The organism is Jatrophihabitans lederbergiae (assembly GCF_031845305.1).
Classification (GTDB): Bacteria; Actinomycetota; Actinomycetes; order Mycobacteriales; family Jatrophihabitantaceae; genus Jatrophihabitans_A; species Jatrophihabitans_A lederbergiae.
In genome coordinates, this window is the sequence record NZ_JAVREH010000208.1 from 1 (window position 1) to 692 (window position 692).

Here is a 692-nt window from a genome sequence, read left to right on the forward strand (position 1 = left end):
CAATACCGTTCAGTTAAGCTTACAGCGGTGTAGTTTGGTGGTATGCCTCGTGCTGGGTGGGTGAAGCCGGAGTCGGATCGTCGGTTGTCGGATTTGGTGTCGGTGGGGGTGTTGACCCGGGTGTTTCCGCCGGGGTTGGTCGATGAGGTGGTTGCCGAGTCCGGTCGGACGGAGGTGCGTCATCGGTCGCTGCCGGCTCGGGTGATGGCGTATTTCTCGATCGGGATGGCGCTGTATTCGGAAGGCTCCTATGCCGATGTGTTGTCGCAGTTGACCGACGGTCTGTCCTGGGCGTCGGTCAGGCGCGAAACTTATCGCCCGCCGTCGAAGTCGGCGATCTTTCAGGCGCGGGCACGGTTGGGGTCCGCGCCGTTGGCGGCGTTGTTCGCGCGGGTGGCCCGCCCGATCGGTGCGGCCCGGGCACCGGGGGTGTGGTTGGCCGGTCGCCGGCTGGTCGCGGTCGACGGGACCTGTCTCGACGTCGCCGACACCCCGCCCAACGCCGAGCACTTCGGGCGCCCCGGGGTCAACAAGGGCGAGCAGGCGGCGTTCCCCCAAGCCAGGGTCCTGGCGCTGGCAGAGTGCGGCACCCATGCGATCTTCGCCGCCGAGGTCGGCAGGTACTCCCAGTCCGAGACCACGTTGACCGGCCCGCTGCTGGAACACCTCACGGCGGGCATGCTGCTGTTGGC

At 67.5% G+C, this 692-nt stretch carries 1 protein-coding gene; it reads left to right on the forward strand.

Features of this window, described 5'->3' with window-relative positions; translation table 11 throughout:
• Positions 1 to 42: 42 nt before the first annotated feature.
• Positions 43 to 692: transposase domain-containing protein (locus RM423_RS25015; protein WP_311425740.1), on the forward strand; the 650-nt coding region annotated here is incomplete at its 3' end.